The 19,016-nt window shown below is 63.8% G+C and carries 17 protein-coding genes; 7 read left to right on the plus strand and 10 right to left on the minus strand.

Annotation, left to right across the window (positions count from 1 at the left end; genetic code table 11):
• Window positions 1-9 precede the first annotated feature (9 nt).
• From AC56QX_RS34350 to hisS, 5 genes are all read right to left on the minus strand, one after another.
• The gene (locus AC56QX_RS34350; RefSeq protein WP_497112962.1) at window positions 10-1,113 is read right to left on the minus strand and encodes a calcium:cation antiporter; all 1,104 of its coding nucleotides are present in this window, start codon (window positions 1,111-1,113) and stop codon (window positions 10-12) included.
• A gap of 69 nt (window positions 1,114-1,182) precedes the next feature.
• Window positions 1,183-2,955: an AMP-binding protein gene (locus AC56QX_RS34355; protein WP_497112963.1), complete on the minus strand. Its 1,773-nt coding sequence runs from the start codon at window positions 2,953-2,955 to the stop codon at window positions 1,183-1,185.
• Between the two features lie 102 nt (window positions 2,956-3,057).
• A complete protein-coding gene (hisG, locus tag AC56QX_RS34360; RefSeq protein WP_497112964.1) occupies window positions 3,058-3,756 on the minus strand; it encodes an ATP phosphoribosyltransferase in 699 nt (232 codons plus the stop codon).
• On the minus strand, window positions 3,753-4,874 hold the full coding sequence (locus AC56QX_RS34365) for an ATP phosphoribosyltransferase regulatory subunit (RefSeq protein WP_497112965.1): 1,122 nt from the start codon (window positions 4,872-4,874) through the stop codon (window positions 3,753-3,755). The genes hisG and AC56QX_RS34365 overlap by 4 nt, the downstream gene beginning before the upstream one ends.
• A 176-nt stretch (window positions 4,875-5,050) precedes the next feature.
• Window positions 5,051-6,556, minus strand: a complete 1,506-nt coding sequence (hisS, locus tag AC56QX_RS34370) for a histidine--tRNA ligase (RefSeq protein WP_497112966.1) — start codon at window positions 6,554-6,556, stop codon at window positions 5,051-5,053.
• 249 nt (window positions 6,557-6,805) lie between these two features.
• Between hisS and AC56QX_RS34375 the strand changes: the two genes are divergently transcribed.
• Together AC56QX_RS34375 and AC56QX_RS34380 are read left to right on the plus strand one after the other, a co-directional pair.
• On the plus strand, window positions 6,806-7,057 hold the full coding sequence (locus AC56QX_RS34375; protein ID WP_497112967.1) for a hypothetical protein: 252 nt from the start codon (window positions 6,806-6,808) through the stop codon (window positions 7,055-7,057).
• A gap of 48 nt (window positions 7,058-7,105) precedes the next feature.
• The gene (locus AC56QX_RS34380) at window positions 7,106-7,495 is read left to right on the plus strand and encodes a hypothetical protein (protein ID WP_497112968.1); all 390 of its coding nucleotides are present in this window, start codon (window positions 7,106-7,108) and stop codon (window positions 7,493-7,495) included.
• A gap of 3 nt (window positions 7,496-7,498) precedes the next feature.
• Here AC56QX_RS34380 and AC56QX_RS34385 read toward each other — a convergent pair whose 3' ends face one another.
• Window positions 7,499-8,137 carry a DNA-3-methyladenine glycosylase I gene (locus tag AC56QX_RS34385; protein WP_497112969.1) on the minus strand — a complete coding sequence of 213 codons (639 nt, stop codon included), beginning with the start codon at window positions 8,135-8,137 and terminating at the stop codon, window positions 7,499-7,501.
• Between the two features lie 215 nt (window positions 8,138-8,352).
• Here AC56QX_RS34385 and AC56QX_RS34390 point away from each other — a divergent pair, with 215 nt between their 5' ends.
• Both AC56QX_RS34390 and AC56QX_RS34395 read left to right on the plus strand, forming a co-directional pair.
• Window positions 8,353-9,093, plus strand: a complete 741-nt coding sequence (locus AC56QX_RS34390) for a L,D-transpeptidase (RefSeq protein WP_497112970.1) — start codon at window positions 8,353-8,355, stop codon at window positions 9,091-9,093.
• A 260-nt stretch (window positions 9,094-9,353) separates the two neighbouring features.
• A complete protein-coding gene (locus AC56QX_RS34395) occupies window positions 9,354-10,274 on the plus strand; it encodes a bifunctional 5,10-methylenetetrahydrofolate dehydrogenase/5,10-methenyltetrahydrofolate cyclohydrolase (RefSeq protein ID WP_477222458.1) in 921 nt (306 codons plus the stop codon).
• 17 nt (window positions 10,275-10,291) lie between these two features.
• Here AC56QX_RS34395 and glcF read toward each other — a convergent pair whose 3' ends face one another.
• The 4 genes from glcF to AC56QX_RS34415 all read right to left on the minus strand — a co-directional run bounded on the left by glcF (window position 10,292) and on the right by AC56QX_RS34415 (window position 15,999).
• Window positions 10,292-11,617, minus strand: a complete 1,326-nt coding sequence (gene glcF, locus AC56QX_RS34400) for a glycolate oxidase subunit GlcF (protein WP_497112971.1) — start codon at window positions 11,615-11,617, stop codon at window positions 10,292-10,294.
• 10 nt (window positions 11,618-11,627) lie between these two features.
• Entirely contained in the window at window positions 11,628-12,833 is a 1,206-nt protein-coding gene (locus AC56QX_RS34405) for an FAD-binding protein (protein ID WP_497112972.1), read from the minus strand.
• A gap of 221 nt (window positions 12,834-13,054) precedes the next feature.
• A complete protein-coding gene (locus tag AC56QX_RS34410) occupies window positions 13,055-14,551 on the minus strand; it encodes an FAD-linked oxidase C-terminal domain-containing protein (RefSeq protein ID WP_497112973.1) in 1,497 nt (498 codons plus the stop codon).
• A gap of 125 nt (window positions 14,552-14,676) precedes the next feature.
• Window positions 14,677-15,999 (minus strand): DUF3422 family protein, encoded by a 1,323-nt coding sequence (locus AC56QX_RS34415; RefSeq protein ID WP_497112974.1) that lies wholly within the window; start codon window positions 15,997-15,999, stop codon window positions 14,677-14,679.
• A 210-nt stretch (window positions 16,000-16,209) separates the two neighbouring features.
• Here AC56QX_RS34415 and AC56QX_RS34420 point away from each other — a divergent pair, with 210 nt between their 5' ends.
• From AC56QX_RS34420 to AC56QX_RS34430, 3 genes are read left to right on the plus strand one after another with little or no spacing between them, the layout of a single operon-like run.
• Window positions 16,210-17,013: an FCD domain-containing protein gene (locus AC56QX_RS34420; RefSeq protein WP_497112975.1), complete on the plus strand. Its 804-nt coding sequence runs from the start codon at window positions 16,210-16,212 to the stop codon at window positions 17,011-17,013.
• A 27-nt stretch (window positions 17,014-17,040) separates the two neighbouring features.
• Window positions 17,041-18,177: an alpha-hydroxy acid oxidase gene (locus tag AC56QX_RS34425; protein WP_096454485.1), complete on the plus strand. Its 1,137-nt coding sequence runs from the start codon at window positions 17,041-17,043 to the stop codon at window positions 18,175-18,177.
• 34 nt (window positions 18,178-18,211) lie between these two features.
• Window positions 18,212-18,979, plus strand: a complete 768-nt coding sequence (locus AC56QX_RS34430) for a metallophosphoesterase (protein ID WP_497112976.1) — start codon at window positions 18,212-18,214, stop codon at window positions 18,977-18,979.
• The last annotated feature ends 37 nt before the right edge of the window (window positions 18,980-19,016 follow it).

Consider the following 19,016-nt stretch of genomic DNA (forward strand, 5'->3'; position numbering starts at 1 on the left):
CCAAAGCTCTCATGGTATAAATATCAGAAATACATAAGTAAAAAATACGACAAGATGGACCATTCCGGTCAAGAACGTCGTTCTTTCGGTGCTGAAGCTTACATTGCATATGAAAAGCGCCAAGACCAAAAGGACCGCATCGGCAGCTGGCAGCCCCAGGGTCAGTCCTCTCCCCGTCAGCAGGCTGGCGGCTGCGACTCCCGGTATGGTCAGGCCGATCGTGGCGCAAGCCGAACCCATCGCGACATTCAAGCCGCGCTGCAACTCGTTGTTGAGTGAAGCGCGCACCGCCGAAATGGCCTCCGGCATCAGCACCAGCCCCGCGATCATTGCCCCCACAATGCTGTCAGCCTGGGTCACCTGGTAGGCAACGAGCGTATCTTCGACACTTGCCGCGACCTGCTCGGCGAGCATGACAATTCCGATCAGCCCGGCCATCAGCAGCAGAGCGCTGGCAGAGATGTTCTCGTGAGGGGCAGCGCGCACCGAAACGTCGTGTGGTTGTCCCTGGATGAAGTCTTCCCGGTGCCGGACGGTCTGCGCGAACACGAAGCTTGCATAGAGCAGCACTGAAAGGACGCTGACGAAACCAAGTTGGGCTGCCGAAAACGTGCCGGGATCCGTGGTCTGGGTGTAGGTCGGCAGAATAAGCGTCATGACGGTCAGCGCGGCCAGAACCGCCAGATAGGCACTGGTCCCTTGCCGCACGATGGCCTGCTTGCGATGACGCCAGCCGCCAAACGCGAGACACATGCCGACAACGCCGGTGGATGTGATCATCACCGTCGAGAAGACGGACTCGCGTGCCAGCGTCGGGTTGTTCTCTCCATGCAGCATCATGGAAACGATGATCGACACTTCGATTGCCGTGACGGCAAAGGTCAGGACCAGCGTGCCGTACGGCTCCCCTACCCGCCGAGCTACCGCCTCGGCGTGGTCGAGCACCACGAAAATGGTGACGAACATGATCGCACACGACAGCGCACCGACAAGGATCCTGGTGCTCGGCGAACCTACGTCTACCGACAGTCCGCTGGCTCTGACTGCTAAGGCCATCACCAAGGCGGCCAGTGGCATCCCATAGGAAGTCACCGATCGTCCGAAACCGCCCATTCAAGCCCCTGTGCGTTTCTGCGGACCTTGGCTGCATTCGCGCGCCGACAGATCGAAGCGTTCACCCGTTCACACCGTCTTCTGCACCACCAACCCCAATTCCTCCACCATCGCTTCGCGCATCAGGAATTTCTGCGGCTTGCCGGTCACCGTCATCGGCAATTCGGTGCGGAAGCGGATGTGGCGGGGGATCTTGTAGTGGGCGATCTGGCCGGCGCAGAAGTTTTTGATCTCCTGCTCGGTGGCGATCTGGTTGGGTTTGAGCACGATCCAGGCGCACAGCTCCTCGCCATATTTGGTATCTGGAATGCCAAACACCTGCACTTCCCTGACCTTGGGATGGCGGTAGAGGAATTCCTCGACCTCTCTGGGGTAGACGTTCTCGCCGCCGCGGATGACCATGTCCTTGACCCGGCCGACGATGTTGCAATAGCCCTCGCCATCGATGGTGGCGAGATCGCCGGTGTGCATCCAGCCGTCGCTGTCGATTGCCTCGCGGGTCTTTTCCTCGTCGTCCCAATAGCCCTTCATCACGGAATAGCCGCGCGTGCACAGTTCGCCCGGCGCGCCGACGGCAACCGTGGCACCATCGGCATCTATGGCCTTGACCTCGACATGAGGATGGATGCGTCCAACGGTCGAGACGCGCTTTTCCAGGGGATCGTCGACGCCGCTCTGGAACGATACCGGGCTGGTCTCGGTCATGCCGTAGGCGATGGTCACCTCCGACATGTGCATCAGCGACACCACCTTCTTCATCACCTCGATCGGGCATGGCGAGCCGGCCATGATGCCGGTGCGCAGGCTGGAGAGGTCGAAGGTCGCGAAATCCGCATGATCGAGCATGCCGACGAACATGGTCGGCACACCATAGAGGCCGGTGCAGCGCTCCTGCGCCACTGCTTTCAGTGTCGCGCCGGGGTCGAAGCCCTCGCCCGGGAACACCATGGTCGCGCCCTTCGACACGCAGCCCATCGTGCCCATCGACATGCCGAAGCAGTGATAGAGCGGCACCGGGATGCAGAGCCGGTCGTCGACGGTGAGCTTGATCGCCGAGGTGACGAAATTGCCGTTGTTGACGATGTTGTGGTGCGTCAACGTCGCGCCTTTCGGCGCGCCCGTCGTGCCCGAGGTGAACTGGATGTTGATCGCATCGTTCGGCTTCAGCCCTTCGGAGATGCGGTCGAGGCTGTCATGCTCGTCGCGGCCGGCCATGGCCAGCACGTCGGCGAAATTGAACATGCCTGGCGAGTTGTCCTCGCCCATGCGGATGACGATCTTCAGATCAGGCAGTTTTTGCGCCTTGAGCTTGCCCGGCGTGGCCTTCGCGATCTCCGGCGCCAGCGTCTCGATCATGCCGAGATAGTCCGAGGTCTTGAAGCTGGCCGCGGTGACCAGCGCCTTGCAGCCGACCTTGTTCAGCGCGTAGTCGAGCTCAGTCAGCCGGTAGGCCGGGTTGATGTTGACCAGGATCAGGCCGATGCGGGCGGTGGCGAACTGCGTCACCAGCCATTCCCAGCGGTTGGGCGACCAGATGCCGACGCGGTCGCCTTTTTCGAGGCCCAGCGCCAGGAAGCCGGCGGCCAGCGCATCCACCGTGTCCGACAGTTCGCTCCAGGTGAAGCGCTTGTCCTGACCGACGAAGACGGCGGCATCCTGCGTGGCGTATCTGCTGGCGGTGTCGGAGAAAAGCGCGGGGATTGTCTTGTCGAGCAGCGGCACCTTGCGCTCGCCCGAGACATGCGCCCGGCCGTCGACGGGTGCGATAAAGACGCTGCCGGCGCGCGCGCCGCGGCCGCGCAGATTGGTGGCGTTCTTCAGCTCGTCGAGATTGACCGGCATCGCTGTTTCCTCCCAGGCGCGCCCGAGTCTCATCAGCCCGACGTGGCAGTGGAAATCCTGTCGATGGTACTGGAGTTCTGTTCCCCTCGGGGGGCGGGATCGCTATCCGACCGCCGCCACCATCTTCGTGATGATGTCGCGCAAGATGGCTTCATCGCCTGCGGCGCGAGCTTTCTTCGACGCCACCAGACAGGCCTGAGACCTCAGCACAACGCCGTCGCCCAGCACCTTGAGGTGGTTGGCGCGTAGCGTCGAGCCGGTGCTGGTAATGTCGACGATGACGTCGGCAAGGCCGACCGCCGGCGCGCCTTCGGTGGCACCGAGGCTTTCGACGATGCGATAGACCTGGATGCCGTGCTTTTGCGAAAAGAATTGCTGCGTCAGCCGCCAGTATTTGGTGGCGATGCGCAATCGCCTTCCATGGCGCTGGCGGAAATCGGCGGCGACATCGTCGAGATCGGCCATGGTGTCGACATCGAGCCAGATCTCCGGTACCGCGACCACGACATCGGCATGGCCAAAGCCGAGACGGGCAACAATCTCGGCGCGGGCTTCCCAGTCGGCGAGGTTTTCGCGCACCAGATCCTCGCCGGTGATGCCGAGATCGACCGCGCCCTGACCGATTTCACCCGATATTTCCGAAGCCGACAGGAAGGCGACCTCGACATTGTCCAGGCCCTCGACGCGGGCGTGATATTTGCGCTCGTCGCCGGGCAGGCTGATGGCGAGGCCGGCTCTGGCCAGCACCTCCAGCGCCTGCTCCTTTAACCGGCCTTTCGACGGGATCGCCAGCGTGATCATGGTGCCGTCTCCCGCAACGCCTCAATGCGGTCGAGCCAGACGGAAAAACCGACGCCGGGAATGGCGGTCTTCGCGCCAAGCAGCGTCAGCAGCCGGTCGTAGCGGCCGCCACCGGCCAGGGGGCGGTCGCCATCCTGCGCCGCGATTTCGAAAACCACACCGGTGTAGTAATCGAGCGGACGGCCGAAGGCGGCGTCGTAGCGGATTTTTGCCGCCGGCAAGCCATGCGCCTCGATCGCCCTGGCGCGGGCCGCGAATTTTTCCAGCGCGGGGCCGAGTGACAGCCCGGCGCCTGTGGCGAAGGTCTCCAGCGCCTGCGTCGCGCCATCGAGCGGCACGTCGATCGCCAGAAAGCCCTTCAATGCCGCGAAGGCCTCGTTGGACAGCCGCACGCTACGCAATTCGGCTTTCTCGATCAATCGCCGCGCAATGTCTGTGGGCGAGCGCCCGCCGGATGCCGACAGGCCGGCTTCCTCCATGCCGCTGGCGATGTGGGTGGAAAGACCTTCGAGATCACCATCGAGGACAAGTGCGGCGACATCGCCGGAAAGCTGGCCGTTGCGCGGCGGATTGGCGAGATCGGCAAGTGCCGCCTGCAACATCGGCGCCGAGCCGAAGGCACGCGCCAACCGCATGCGCCAGCCGCGCGGCAGGCCGAGCGCCGCCAGCACCGCTTCGAAGATGCCTTGGTCGCCGAGCGTGATCGCGAGCGACTGACCGGGCAGCACCAGCGATAGGAGCGCATGCGCGTCGGCTACCGAGCGGGCATCGGCTTCAGCCGTGTCGCGGTCGCCAAGGTCCTCGATGCCGGCCTGGAAGAACTCGTTGCCGCCTTCGCGGCGCTGGCGAAACACCTCGCCCAGATAGGAATAACGGCGCGGCGTGCCGGCCTGCGAACTTATGTGATCGAGACAGACCGGAATGGTGAATTCCGGCCGCAGGCACAGTGTCTGCCCGGTCTCGCTTTCGGTGAGGAAGATGCGGCGACGCAGATCCTCGCCAGCCATGTCGAGGAACGGGTCGGCCGGCTGCAGGATGGCGACCTCGACCGCATGCGTGTTGCGGGTAGCGAAGAGGCCAGTGATGTCGGCTGCGATGGCGGGGTAGCGGGAGGTCATGGATAGGATGGGCGCGAGGCACCCCCTCTGGCCTGCCGGCCATCTCCCCCGCAAGGGGGAGATCGCTAGCTTGAGGCTCGGCGCCTCATATTCAACGCTGGAGATTGGCGAAAGACTAGACGACATCCAATCTCCCCCCTTGCGGGGGAGATGGCCGGCAGGCCAGAGGGGGGTGTTCAAGCGCCACCCTTCGCGCGGTCTGCCGCCTGCGCCGCCAGGATCTTCTTCACCTCGGCGACGAGTTCGCTTTCCGCCACCGTGACCTGCGCCGGGCGGGCGGCGCGCCATTCGGCGTTGTCGGTGATCTCGGCCGACATGCGCGCGCCCTCGATCAAATCCTTGATCTGCAGCTCGCCCTTGGCGCGCTCGTCGCCGCCCTGGATGATTGCGACCGGGCAGTTGCGACGGTCGGCATATTTGAGCTGCGCCTTCATGCCGGCGCCGCCGAGATACATTTCGGACCGGATGCCGGCGGCACGCAGCTCGCCGACCATTTTCTGGTAGCGGCCGAGGCTGTCGGTGTCCTTGTCCAGCACCAGCACGACGACCGGCGCGATCACATCGGCGCTGTCGAGCTTGCCGAGGTTCTTCAGCGCCGTCATCAGCCTCGAAACGCCGATGGAGAACCCCGTTGCCGGCACCGGTTCGCCACGGAAGCGCGAGACCAGGCCATCATAGCGGCCGCCGCCACCGACCGAACCGAAGCGCACGATCTGGCCGTCCTCATTGGGGATTTCGGCCAGCAGTTCGGCCTCGAGGACCGGCCCTGTATAGTATTCCAGGCCGCGCACCACCGAGCGGTCCATGGCAATACGATCCTCGCCATATCCCGCCGCCCTGACCAGGGCTTCGATGGTCGAGAGTTCGCCGACGCCTTCCTGGTAGGTCGCGTTCGAACTGACCATGGAATCCTGGCCGGCCTGTGCATTTCTCGCGGTTGCATGAAGAACCGCCTCGGCTTGCCCATTGTTCAACCCGGCGCCCTTGGCGAAGTCGCCTTCGCCTTCCTTGCCGCCATCCCAGCGCCCCGGCCCAAGCAGAAGCTTCACGCCTTCCGGGCCGAGCTTGTCCAGCTTGTCGATCGCGCGCAGCACGGTCAGCCGGCGTCCGACGTTCTCCTCGCCGCCAAGGCCGATCGCCTCCAGCACGCCGTCAAGCACCTTGCGGTTGTTGACGCGGATGACGTAGTCGCCGCGCTTGATGCCGAGTGCTTCCATGACGTCGGCCATCATCATCGCCATTTCGGCGTCGGCGGCGACGCCCGGCGTGCCGATCGTGTCGGCGTCGAACTGCATGAACTGGCGGAAGCGGCCGGGGCCTGGCTTCTCGTTGCGGAACACCCAGCCGGAGCGGTAGCTGCGATAGGGTTTCGGCAGGCGCTCGTAATTCTCGGCGACGAAGCGCGCCGTCGGCGCGGTCAGGTCGTAGCGCAGCGACAGCCACTGCTCGTCATCGTCCTGGAAGGAGAACACGCCTTCGTTCGGCCGGTCCTGATCGGGCAGGAATTTGCCTAACGCGTCGGTGTATTCGATCAGTGGCTGGTCGGCGGGTTCGAAACCATAAAGCTCATAGACCGAGCGGATCGTCGCCATCATCTTCTCGACGGCACGGATGTCCTCGGCGCTGCGGTCGGCAAAACCGCGCGGCAATCGCGCTTTCGTCTTTTCCGATTTGTCGGCCATGAGATGAGCACCCGGTGTTTCGTGGCGCTGCGTGGATAGGAAATTTCCCATTCCGCAGCGCGCGTTTCCTAACCGATGCAGCCGGGAGCGGCAAGGGTCGGCACCTCGCACCATGCCCGGTGAGAACAGGAGGAGTCGAACCTCCTTGAAACAGAAACGCACCGAAAATGAAACAATCCCGCCATCAGCACGGCATCGTGCCGACACAATCGCGGCCGATATAGCGCAGGACATGAAAGGGTTCGGGACATGACCAGCGCAGTGAAATTCCATGCCAACAGCGATGCCGGCGAATTGCCAGCACGCCTGCGCCCGGCCGGCATCCATACGCCGAAACTGTTTGGCCAGGTTGCCGGACCGTTCGATGTACCGGCCGAAACCGGCAAGGGGTCTTCCCTACGCGATGCGCTGGTGACCGGCCTGCTGGTGATCTATCCGACCGTGGCCACGGTGGTGGCGATCGTCGCCGGGCTGTTCCTGGCCAGCGTCAACGGCACCTGAAACGGCCCGCTTCGTCGGGTTCCATGTTTTCTTGATCGGGGATTGAGCATGCGACTGAGCTACGCATACGCGCTTGGCTGCGCATTTTTACTCGGGTTCGCCAATCCGGCCAGTGCCGGCGGTTGCCAGACGGGCGACGCCGGCCTTGCCGGGCATTACTATCTGCGTGGCGTCATGGAGGTCGGCTCCGAACTGCTGCTCAGGAAAGACGGCAGCTTCGAGTTCATGCTGGCCTACGGCGCCAACGACCAGTACGGCAAGGGCTGCTGGGTGAAGAAGGGATCGACCGTCGAGGTCATTCCGGCCGGCCGCAGTTCGGCATCGACGCACCACACGCCTGATGACAGCGGTTTTGGCGGACTGGTGCTGACCATTTCCGGCCGCAGCCTGGTGTGGGACATCAATGGCAGCGGGCACAAGGGACGGTTCGAGAAGTGAGCCCTACTTCGGCCGTTTGAAAGCCTTCCGTTCCTTCTCGACCGCCTTGCGGCAGACGCAGCCTTCGAGATGGTCGTTGACCAGGCCCATGGCCTGCATGAAGGCATAGACCGTGGTCGGGCCGACAAAGCTCCAGCCGCGCTTCTTCAATTCCTTCGATATCCGGGTCGAAACCGCCGTCGTCGGGTTGGCGCGCAGGTGGGCGAGATCGACGATCCTGGGTCGCTCGTCCCGGCCGGGTTCGAACTTCCAGAACCAGGCGGCCAGTGAGCCGAACTCGTCGACCATTTCGCGGGCGCGTTTGGCGTTGTTGATGGTCGAGACGATTTTTCCGCGATGGCGGATGATACCGGCATTGCCGAGCAGGCGCTCGACATCCTTGTCGGTGAAGGCGGCGACCTTGTCGAAGTCGAAGCCAGCGAAGGCCTCGCGAAAATTCTCACGCTTGCGCAGGATGGTCAGCCACGACAGTCCCGACTGAAACCCTTCGAGGCAGATCTTTTCGAACAGCCTGCGGTCGTCGGCCACCGGCCGGCCCCATTCATGATCATGGTAGTGCAGATAGTCGGGCAGATTGCCGTGCCAGAAGCAGCGCGCGACACCGTCGGGACCGGCAAGCAGGCCGGTGTTTTCATTGCTCATTCGCAAAAATCCATCCGTTAACGCGCTTTTGCGCTGCATTTACTGTGGCTTTACCAGATTCCTGAACCCGGCGGTAACCACACCAAAAGGTTTACTGACAGAACCGCATTTTACGCATTCCGATTCATGTTTCGGTTGCTGCTCGCACGTCAATGATCGCTGAACCGGGGAGCGTTTCCACCCGGTTGTATCAAGACGATCAAGGTGCGTTCCCGATGAAGAGAGTTTTGTTTTCCGTGCTCGGCGCCGTGGCTGTGTTTGCCGGCGTCACACAAGCAGCCGCTGGCGACCGTTATGCCGACAGGCCGCCGGTGATGGTGAGCCCCGACCTTTCCGCCCCCTGGGTGCTGCAGCTTGGCAAGGCGCCCGGCATCGTGCGGCAGAACCGCCAAATCGTACAGCAGCCGCGCCTGCGCTACGCGCAACCGGCGCAGCCAGACCGCGTGCAGACGGCCGCGGTACAGGCACCGGCCAAACGCATGGTCATGCGCCCGCAGATCAACCCGATCTACCTGCCGCAGGAAGTCGCCTATGACGGCTCGCAGAAGCCGGGTACGATCGTCATCGACACGACGCAGAATTTCCTCTTCCTAGTCGAGAAGAACGGCAAGGCACGGCGCTACGGCGTCGGCACCGGCAAGCCCGGCTTCGAATGGTCGGGCACGCACAAGATCACCAACAAGCGTGAGTGGCCGGACTGGCGCCCGCCGGCGGAGATGATCAAGCGCGAGGCCGCCAAGGGCCGTTACCTGCCGACCTATCTGGCCGGTGGCATGGAAAACCCGCTCGGCGCGCGCGCACTCTATCTCGGTACCACAGAATACCGCATCCACGGCACCAACCAGCCATGGACGATCGGCGGCGCGGTGTCGTCAGGCTGCATCCGCATGCGCAACGAAGACGTGGTCGATCTCTATGAACGGGTCAATGTCGGAACCACGGTCGAGGTGATATGATGACGAATCACCTCATCGGGAACCACTTGGTTTCCTGAGGTCGGAAGGAATAACGGGGGACGGGCCGTATGGGGATGCGGTCGGTCAGGAAGGGCAGCACGGGAAACCGCGCTGCCCTTCTTTTTTGATCGGCGTCCAGTGCCTGCGACATCGCCCCGCGTCGTTGCGTCGCGCAGAAGGCATGGCGGTTCGCTTTCGTGCTGCCATTTTCGACGGTCTTTTGCTATGTCGGCGCCAACGCAAGAAAAAGAGTCCACCCCATGTCCCTGTCCGACGACAGCCGCTATCTCAAGGGCGGCCCGGTAGCCCAGCGCATCATCGCCGCCGTGCGCGAGGATGCGGCAATTGCCAAAGCCGAGGGTTTTCCGCCCAAGCTGATCTCGATCACCGTCGGCGATACCGATGCGGTCGACGTCTATGTGCGCAACCAGCGCGCCAAGGCTCAGCTTGCCGGCATCGATTTCGAGGAACGGCGTTTCCCCGCCACCATCACATCGGGTGAACTGGAAGCGGCAATCCACGGCCTGAACGCCGATCCGCGCGTCACCGGCATCATCATCCAGCGGCCTGTTCCGGCACACATTCCGATCAGGACGCTGCAGGCGGCCGTGCATCCGCTCAAGGATGTCGAGGGCATGCACCCGGCCTCGATCGGCAACATCGTCTACAACCAGCTCGATCTCGCGCCCTGCACGGCGGCCGCCTCCGTCGAACTGCTCAAGGAGACCGGGCTCGATCTCAAGGGACTGGAAGTGGTCATTGTCGGCCATTCGGAAATCGTCGGCAAGCCGATCGCTTTCCTGTTGATGAGCGAAGGCGCAACGGTGACGGTCTGCCACCACATGACGCGGTCGGTCGCCGCCCATGCGCGGCGCGCCGACGCGCTGTTCGTTGCGGTCGGCAAGCCGCGGCTGATCAAGGCCGACATGGTGAAGCCCGGTGCCGCCGTCATCGACATCGGCATCAATTCCGAGATCGGCCCGGACGGCACGAGCCGCATCGTCGGCGATGTCGACACCGAAAGCGTGCGTGAGGTTGCCTCCTGGATCACGCCGGTGCCGGGCGGCGTCGGCCCGATCACGGTGGCGATCCTGCTGCGCAACACGATGGTGGCGCTCAGCCGCCAGCGCGCGCTTTATGAGGCGACTTACGGCACGGCGGACAGGCTCGCGGCGGAGTAAAACAGGGCGGCGCCACGCTACTCAGCAGCGATCAGGTTTCCCTCGGAGACGCCGTCCGGCTTCGGCCCGCCATAGGCCCAGTCCAACAGCTTGATCGTATGAACGACCGGCATGTTCGCGGCAGATGCAATCTGCGTGATGCAGCCGATGTTGCCGGTGGCGACGATCGAGGCGCCCGTCGCCTCGATGTTTTTCACCTTGCGGTCGCGCAGTTTTGCCGAAATTTCGGACTGCAGAATGTTGTAGGTGCCTGCGGAGCCGCAGCACAGATGGCCCTCGCGCGGCTCGCGCACGATGAAGCCGGCTTTGGCCAGCAGTTCCTTCGGCTGGCGGGTGATCTTCTGGCCGTGCTGCATGGAACAGGCCGAGTGATAGGCGACGATGGTGCCGGGCTTGCGCACCGGCTCGGGCAAGTCGAAAGCGGCCAGATATTCGGTGATGTCCTTGGCCAGCGCCGACACGCGCGCGGCCTTGTCGGCATAGGCCTGATCAAGCCGCAGCATGAAGCCGTAGTCCTTGATCGTCGTGCCGCAACCGGATGCGGTGATGATGATGGCGTCGAGCCCGCCCTGGTCGATGGCACGCGTCCAGGCGTCGACATTCTGCCTGGCCGAGGCAAAGGCTGCCTGCTCCCGCCCCATATGATGAACCAATGCGCCGCAGCAGCCCTCGCCCGGCGGCACCACGACTTCGACGCCGAGGCGTGTGAGCAGTGAAATCGTCGTGTCGTTGATGGCCGGGTCAAGCACCGATTGCGCGCAGCCGGTGAGGATGGCGACGCGACCTTTCTTGGCCCCCTGCCCGGCATGGACGCCGGGCGAGGCCATCGGCGAAGCTGCCGGGATCGAGGCCGGCGCGAGCTTGAGCATCGCACCGAGCGGCTTCAATGCCGGCACCTTGTCGAACAGGCCGATGAACGGCTTGCCCAGTTTCGCCAGTTTGAGAGCGGCACGAAAGCGCGAGGGATAAGGCAGCACGAAGGCCAGCATGGCGCGGGTCAGGCGGTCGGGCAGCGGGCGCTTGTAGGTCTCCTGGATATGAGCACGCGCATGGTCGACCAGATGCATGTAGTTGACGCCTGACGGACAGGTGGTCATGCAGGCAAGGCACGACAGGCAGCGGTCGATATGGGTGACGATCTCCTTGTCGGCCGGGCGGCCGTTCTCCAGCATGTCCTTGATCAAATAGATGCGCCCGCGCGGTGAATCCAACTCGTTGCCCAATGTCACATAGGTCGGGCAAGTGGCGGTGCAGAAGCCGCAATGCACACATTTGCGCAGGATCTTTTCCGATTCCGCGACATGCGGATCGGCAAGCTGGGCGGATGAGAAATTCGTCTGCATCGCTGATGTCCTAGGCCATGCGGCCGGGATTGAGGATGTTCTTCGGGTCGAATTCCGTCTTCAGCCGCTGGCTGAGCGCAGCCAGCGCCGGCGGCTGCGGCTCGAAGACAGGCAAAGCGGCGCGATAGGCGGGTGCGGCGCGCACCAGCGTCGCGTGGCCGCCACCATGTTTGCGCAACAGGCCGCGCAGCAAAGCGGCTTCCGGGTCGCCCTCTTCCATGCGCAACCACACCAGCCCGCCCTGCCAGTCATAGAAGGCACTGACGGCGGCCTGCATGCGCAGGGTCAGCACCATCTGGTGGCCCTGCGCAGGCGTCATCGACACGCGCCAGACCGGTTTTTCGCTGCCGTCGGCGAAGGGCCTGATATCGCGCACATCGCGCCAGATCAGCCTTGAAACCTCACCGGCAATCTCCTCCAGCGGCCCGGCCTTGCCGAGCAGCGTCTTCAGCGCGGCGATGCGATAGGCGACGGACGGACCAAAACCTTCGACGCGCAGCAGCGTCGCGGCCTCGCTGCCGAGCGCGCCGCCGGCGACACGCGCGGCAATACGCTCCGGCAGATGGGCAGCGCTCGACACTTCAGCACTCGAGCCGAGCGCCACGGCCATGGCAGCGACAGCGGCATCGTCGAGCAAGCCACGGACGGCGAGCGTCACTTCGGTTTCGGCTGATGGCAGCACCTTGAAGATGACATCGGTGAACACGGCCAGCGTGCCCCAACTGTTGGCCATCAGCTTCGACATGTCGTAGCCGGTGACGTTCTTGACCACGCGGCCACCCGACTTGAAGGCCTCACCACGGCCGGACACGACGTTGATGCCGAGGATATGATCGCGTGCCGCACCTGCCTTCAGCCGGCGCGGGCCGGAGAGGTTCGCGCCAAGCACGCCGCCGATGGTGCCTTTGCCGGGCTCGCCACCGAGCAGCGGGCCGTAGTCCATCGGCTCGAAGGCGAGCTGCTGACCGTTTTCCGCCAGCAGCTTTTCGATGTCGGCCAGCGGTGTGCCGGCCTTTGCCGACAGCACCAGTTCGGCGGGCTCATAGAGCGTGACGCCCGTAAGTTTCGACAGGTCGAGCGTGTGCTGCGTCTGCAGCGGACGGCCGATGCCGCGCTTGGACCCATGGCCAAGGATTTCGAGCGGGGCCTCTTCCGCCACCGCCCAGGCGACGGAGGACAGGACTTCGTCTGACGTGGTCGGGGTGAAGGTGGTCATTGGCGTGACATGCGACTTGCAAGTGCAGAGACGTCGAGTTCCTTCACACCCCCCTCTGTCCTGCCGGACATCTCCCCCGCAAGGGGGAGATTGGCCGCTTCAATGTCGCGCCCGCTCCCCAACGTAGACAGTTGGCGAAGGAGGCTGCCGGAGTCGATCTCCCCCCTTGCGGGGGAGATGTCCGGCAGGACAGAGGGGGTGTTCAAGCACCAACATGCACCTCAAAACCTCGGAATATCCGGAAACGCCACCTGCCCCCGGTGCACATGCATCCGTCCAAGCTCGGCGCAGCGACGCAGCTGCGGGAACACCTTTCCCGGGTTAAGCAAATGGTTGGGGTCGAAAGCGCATTTGACGCGCATTTGCTGGTCGAGGTCGATCTGGTTGAACATTTCCGGCATCAGGTCGCGCTTCTCGACCCCAACCCCGTGTTCACCGGTGAGCACGCCGCCGACCTTGACGCAGAGCCGCAGAATATCGGCGCCGAAACTTTCCGCCTTGTCGAGTTCACCCGGAACATTGGCATCGTAGAGGATCAGCGGGTGCAGATTACCGTCGCCGGCGTGGAAGACATTGGCGACGCCGAGACCATATTTTTCCGAAAGCTCGCGCATGCCGGCCAGCACGCGCGGCAGTTCCTTGCGCGGGATGGTGCCGTCCATGCAGTAATAGTCGGGCGAGATGCGGCCGACCGCGGGGAAGGCCGCCTTGCGGCCGGCCCAGAAGCTCAGCCGCTCCTGCTCGGATTGCGATATGCGGCAGGTGGTCGAGCCGTTGCGGATGGCGATCGCCTCGACCGCTGTGATGAGATGATCGACCTCGACGCCCGGCCCGTCGAGTTCGACGATCAACAGCGCCTCGACATCGAGGGGATAGCCGGCATGGACGAAATCCTCGGCCGCGTGGATCGCCGGCCGGTCCATCATTTCCATGCCGCCGGGAATGATGCCGGCGCCGATGATGTCGGCGACGCACTGGCCGCCCTGCTCGCTGGTCGGAAAGCCGATCAGCAGGGCGCGCGCCGTCTCCGGTTTCTTCAGGATGCGGACCGTGACCTCGGTGACGACGCCGAGCAGCCCTTCCGAACCGGTCATGACGCCAAGCAGGTCGTAGCCTTCGGCGTCGAGATGGCTGCCGCCGAGCCGCACCACCTCGCCGTTCATCAGCACCATCTCGATGCCGAGCACATTGTTGGCGGTGAGGCCGTATTTCAGGCAGTGCACACCGCCGGAATTTTCCGCGACATTGCCGCCGATCGAACAGGCGATCTGGGAGGATGGATCGGGGGCGTAGTAGAAGCCCTCCTGCTCGACGGCGGTGGTGATGCCGAGATTGGTCACGCCCGGCTGGGCAACGACGATGCGGTTGGGAAAATCGATGGTCAGAATGCGGTTGAAGCGGCTCATGACCAGCAGCACCGCATCTTCCAGCGGCAGCGCGCCGCCCGATAACGAGGTGCCGGAGCCGCGCGGCACGACGCGGATGTTGCGGTCGTTGCAGTATTTCAGCACGCGGGAAACCTGCGCCACCGTCTCGGGCAGCACGACGACCAGCGGCAGCTGACGGTAGGCGGTCAGCCCATCGCTCTCGAAAGCGCGCATCTGATTGGTCGCGTCGACGACGCCCTCGCCCGGCACGATGATGCGCATGTCGGCGACGATCTCGTCGCGCCGGCGCAGCGTGGCGTCGTCTGGTTTCGGCATCGCAAGGCCGGACATCAGCAGCCCCATTTCGCTTGACTGGTCAAAATCTTTTACCAGTGAAGCACGCCGGTTGCAAATACTGCAGTGGTAGGAGGCTCCCACGTCCGACCGAAACAAGCTTCCGCAGCGGCAATCTGCCGCTATTCGCCGGGATGCTTCGCCGGTTCGGAATGCATCCGGCGCACGCGGCGCACGCCCCACCAGACCAGCAGGATGGCGACCGGCACCGAGGCGGCGGTGACGACTTCCGGCGCAAAGGCATGACCGAAGATCGAGGCGCCCTTGGCGACATAGCCGATGAGGCCGACGACATAGTAGGAGACGGCGGCGACCGAGAGGCCTTCGACGGTCTGCTGCAGGCGCAGTTGCAGGCGGGCGCGGTTGTTCATCGAGGCAAGCAGGTCGCGGTTCTGCTTCTCGACCTCGACATCGACCCAGGTGCGCAGCAGCGTCGTGGCGCGGGTCAGTTTGCGCGACAGATTGGCCTGGCGCTCCTCGACCGAGCGGCATGTGCGCATGGCAGGCGCAACGCGGCGCTGCAAAAACCCGCCCCAGGTGTCGTAGCCGGGCACGGCCTCTTCCTCCAGCGCTTCCAGCCGCTCGACGACGATGCCGTCATAGGCGCGGCTGGCGCCGAAACGATAAAGGCTGGAGGCGGCGTCTGCCTCCAACTCGGCGGCAAGCTCGGTCAGGTCTGCCAGCAGTGTCTGGCTGTCGCGGGTTTCGGCGACCTTCATTTCCAGCGTGGTCTGGGCGAGCCTGTCCTCGATGCGGCGCGCGCGGCCCGACAAGGTCAGCGCCAGCGGCAGGCCGAGCATGGCCAACGTGCGGTAGGTTTCGATGTCGATCAGCCGCTGCGACAGCGCCCCGGTGCGCGCTGGCGTCAGGCCGCGATCGAGCACCAGCATGCGGGTCATCCCGTCGCCGTCCTGGCGAAAATCGGTGACGATGGCTGCGTTGCCGCGCTCGACCAGCGAGTAGCACAGGCTGGTCGGATCGAAGCCAGCGATCAGCCGTTCGCTGACCTGCGTCCATTTGCGGATTTCGAGCCTGATGCCGGAAATCACGGTTCCCGGCGGAGAAAACCCGTTGCCGAACGGCGAGTCCTCCTGTGCCCTGCCGCTTTCGGAGAGCGGCCCTTCCCACAGATAGGTTGAGAATTCCGTATGCCGCTCCCAGCGCAGCGAGCCCTTGCCCCATTTCATCGCGTGGTGGCGGGCCTGGCGGTCGGGCGCGGCGATACCGAGGCGCCGCGACAGTTCGGAAAGCACGGCATGGTCGACGCCGGAGCCGCCTTCGGTCATGAAGGCGAGCTGCACCAGGACGCGCGGCTTTTCGATCAGCGGATGCGGCCTTGCATGCACCTCGCCCAGCGCACCAGGCCGGCCCTCATGCGCGGGGAAACCCATGACGCTGCCCTTGGCGCGCGGCTGGAACTCGAGATTGGACGGGTCGTCTGACACGGCTTGTCCCCCGGGTTTCTGTGAACCCTCTTGCGTTGGCGTCCCTCTAGAGCCAATAGCCAGATGACGCAAACAGCAAAGTTTAGCCGAAGACGATATAGCTTCGAGCGGCAAAACCGACCCACTTCGACCAATTGGATAAATAATTTGACCAGTTGGCGACGCAGGCTTTATCCTGCGCGACACCGGTTCAATTCCCAGGCACACCTGTTGAGCGACATTTTTTCCAGGATCGAGCATTCGCGCACCGCCGATGAGGTGGTGCAGCAGATCGAGAGCCTCATCCTCGAAGGCGTGCTGCGCACCGGCGACCGCTTGCCGGGCGAGCGCGAGCTGGCACGCCAGTTCGACGTGTCGCGGCCGATCCTGCGCGACGCATTGAAGGCGCTGGAAGGGCGCGGGCTGCTGACGACCAAGGCCGGCGGCGGCACGCATGTCGCCGACATTATCGGCCAGCTGTTCACCAAACCGGTGGCGGATCTGATCTCGATGCACCGCAAGGCGGTGACCGACTATCTGGAGTACCGCCGTGAGATCGAAGGCATCGCCGCCGAATATGCGGCGCGGCGCGCCACACCGGAGGACCTCGCGCTGCTCGATCGCATCATGGCGCGCATGGACGAGGCGCATCGCACCGGCGATTTCGACGACGAGGCCGAAATAGACGTCGAATTCCATCACGCGATCTGCGAATGCGCACACAACATCCTGCTCCTACACACGCTCCGCTCCTGCTATCGGCTTTTGTCGGAAGGCGTGTTCCAGAACCGGTTGCTGGTCTTCACCGTGCCCGGCGCGCGCGAGGCGCTGCTGGCGCAACACAAGGCAATCCACGCCGCGGTCAAGGCCGGCGATCCGGCCGGCGCCCGCCAGGCGGCCATGGACCACATGACCTATGTCGAGCGGTCGATGGCCGAAGCCGAGCGCAGTGGCGACTGGCAACGCGTGTCGCGGCTCAGGCTGCGGCAGCGCTCCGAAGCCGGCGATACCGAACCGGCACGCAGACGCTCCTAATCAATTCGATCCAAGCGGGGACCCATCATGAGCGACATTCTCACCATCGCAGACCTCAAGGATCTCGCGCGCCGGCGCGTGCCGAAGATGTTCTTCGATTATGCCGATTCCGGTGCCTGGACCGAGAGCACCTATCGCGCCAACGAGGAAGACTTCCAGAAGATCAAATTCCGCCAGCGCGTGCTGGTCGACATGAGCAACCGCTCGCTGGAATCGACCATGATCGGCCAGAAAGTGTCGATGCCGGTGGCGCTGGCGCCGACCGGCCTGACCGGCATGCAGCATGCCGATGGCGAGATGCTGGCGGCGCAGGCGGCCGAGGAATTCGGCGTGCCGTTCACCCTGTCGACGATGAGCATATGCTCGATCGAGGATGTCGCCTCGGTGACGAAGAAGCCTTTCTGGTTCCAGCTCTATGTGCTGCGCGACAAGGATTTCGTGCTAGACCTTATCGACCGCGCCAAGGCGGCGAAATGCTCGGCGCTGGTGCTGACGCTCGACCTGCAAATCCTCGGCCAGCGCCACAAGGATGTGCGCAACGGGCTTTCGGCACCGCCCAAGATGACGTTGGCCAACATCATCGATCTGGCCAGCAAGCCGCGCTGGTGCCTGGGCATAGCCGGCACCAAGCGCCGCACCTTCCGCAACATTGTCGGCCACGCCAAGGGTGTCGGCGACGTCTCTTCGCTGTCGTCCTGGACGACGGAGCAATTCGATCCGCAGCTGTCGTGGAAGGACGTCGCCTGGATCAAGGAACGCTGGGGCGGCAAGCTGATCCTCAAAGGCATCCTCGACAAGGAAGATGCGCTGATGGCGGCCAAGACCGGCGCCGACGCGATCGTGGTTTCCAACCATGGCGGGCGCCAACTCGATGGCGCGTCGTCCTCGATCATGGCGCTGGAAGAGATTGCGGACGCGGTCGGCGACAGAATAGAAGTGCATATGGACGGCGGCATCCGCTCTGGCCAGGACGTGCTGAAGGCGCTCTGCCTCGGAGCCAAGGGCACTTATATCGGCCGGCCATTTCTCTATGGTCTCGGCGCGCTCGGCAAGGAAGGGGTTACCAAAGCGTTGGAAATCATCCGCAAGGAGATGGACATCACGCTGGCGCTGTGCGGAAAGCGTCTGGTCACCGACATGGGCAAGGACCAGCTTCGACGCTAAGTCCGTGACATCAGACCACGGAGACCACGATACGTTGGCGGAACCCGGCATCCATTTTCTCGACGCGCATGGGCCGGAAGGTGTGCGTCTTTATGCGATCGGGGACGTGCATGGCCGGCGCGACCTGCTGGCCGCCATGCACCAGCGGATCGAGAGCGAGCTGGAATGGAAACCGGCTCGCGACTGGCGGGTGATCCACCTCGGCGACTATGTCGACCGCGGACCGGACTCCAAAGGAGTCATCGATTTCCTGATCAAGGCCCGGGAACGCGATCCGCGCCATCTGATGCTCGCCGGGAACCATGACATCGGCTTTCTCGATTTTCTGGGAACCCCCGACCCGGAAGGGCTTTTCATGCGCTTTGGCGGCGTGCAGACGGCGCTGTCCTATGGCGTGTCGCTGACGGCAGACGCCAGCTGGTTCGGCAAGATGGAGACGATGCGACGCGGACATCAGGCCTTGCTCGAGGCCATGCCACCAGGCCATGTCGACTTCCTGCGCTCGTTGCCGTTCTCAGTAACGTTCGGCGACTTCTTCTTCTGCCATGCCGGCGTCAGGCCAGGCATTCCGCTGGACAAGCAGAATCCGCAGGACCTGATCTGGATCCGCGACGTTTTCCACGATCACACCGGCCTGTTCCCGAAGATCGTGGTGCATGGCCACACACCCGTCCCCGAGGCGGAAGTGATGGCCAACCGCGTCAATGTCGACACGCTTGCCTGGCAGTCAGGCATGCTGACCGCCCTCGTCGTCGACGGGGCGGACAAGCGCATCCTGGAAATGGCGATAAAGGAAGCTTGAGCCCAGCCGCGGCGCAATGATGCGTCGCGAGCAGACT

Source organism: Mesorhizobium sp. RCAM 06353, assembly GCF_059683585.1.

Coding starts and splice junctions, on each gene's coding strand:
- AC56QX_RS34385 (WP_497112969.1), bottom strand. CDS start 8,137: ATGAGCAATGAAAACACCGGCCTGCTTGCCGGTCCCGACGGTGTCGCG.
- hisG (WP_497112964.1), bottom strand. CDS start 3,756: ATGATCACGCTGGCGATCCCGTCGAAAGGCCGGTTAAAGGAGCAGGCG.
- AC56QX_RS34425 (WP_096454485.1), top strand. CDS start 17,041: ATGAGCGACATTCTCACCATCGCAGACCTCAAGGATCTCGCGCGCCGG.
- AC56QX_RS34350 (WP_497112962.1), bottom strand. CDS start 1,113: ATGGGCGGTTTCGGACGATCGGTGACTTCCTATGGGATGCCACTGGCC.
- AC56QX_RS34375 (WP_497112967.1), top strand. CDS start 6,806: ATGACCAGCGCAGTGAAATTCCATGCCAACAGCGATGCCGGCGAATTG.
- AC56QX_RS34380 (WP_497112968.1), top strand. CDS start 7,106: ATGCGACTGAGCTACGCATACGCGCTTGGCTGCGCATTTTTACTCGGG.
- hisS (WP_497112966.1), bottom strand. CDS start 6,556: ATGGCCGACAAATCGGAAAAGACGAAAGCGCGATTGCCGCGCGGTTTT.
- AC56QX_RS34410 (WP_497112973.1), bottom strand. CDS start 14,551: ATGTCCGGCCTTGCGATGCCGAAACCAGACGACGCCACGCTGCGCCGG.
- AC56QX_RS34405 (WP_497112972.1), bottom strand. CDS start 12,833: ATGACCACCTTCACCCCGACCACGTCAGACGAAGTCCTGTCCTCCGTC.
- AC56QX_RS34355 (WP_497112963.1), bottom strand. CDS start 2,955: ATGCCGGTCAATCTCGACGAGCTGAAGAACGCCACCAATCTGCGCGGC.
- glcF (WP_497112971.1), bottom strand. CDS start 11,617: ATGCAGACGAATTTCTCATCCGCCCAGCTTGCCGATCCGCATGTCGCG.
- AC56QX_RS34365 (WP_497112965.1), bottom strand. CDS start 4,874: ATGACCTCCCGCTACCCCGCCATCGCAGCCGACATCACTGGCCTCTTC.
- AC56QX_RS34395 (WP_477222458.1), top strand. CDS start 9,354: ATGTCCCTGTCCGACGACAGCCGCTATCTCAAGGGCGGCCCGGTAGCC.
- AC56QX_RS34390 (WP_497112970.1), top strand. CDS start 8,353: ATGAAGAGAGTTTTGTTTTCCGTGCTCGGCGCCGTGGCTGTGTTTGCC.